Annotated in this window: 1 protein-coding gene; it reads right to left on the bottom strand. The window is 32.8% G+C overall.

Annotated elements, in window-relative coordinates; all coding sequences use genetic code 11:
* A partial coding sequence (locus tag SB679_RS25865; protein ID WP_410705237.1) for an NAD(P)H-dependent oxidoreductase occupies nucleotides 1–241 on the bottom strand: 241 nt, incomplete at its 3' end.
* Nucleotides 242–244 lie beyond the last annotated feature (3 nt).

The following is a 244-nucleotide window of genomic DNA, read 5'->3' on the forward strand; positions in this document are numbered from 1 at the left end:
CCAGCCATTGTTTTAACATGGGCGGACTGCTGAACCAATAGAAAGGAAACTGAAATACAATTTTATCATAGGATTCCATCAACTCCTGTTCTCTGGCCACATTAATTTTACCATCTGGATAAACTTTGTATAATTGATGAACGGTATATTTTTCAGGATATTTGGCTAATTCCTCGATCCATCTTTTATTAATGATTGATTTTTCAATATCAGGATGTGTGACAATAACTAATGTTTTCATTAT

Source organism: Chryseobacterium sp. SIMBA_029 (assembly GCF_046535275.1).
Taxonomy (GTDB): Bacteria; Bacteroidota; Bacteroidia; order Flavobacteriales; family Weeksellaceae; genus Chryseobacterium.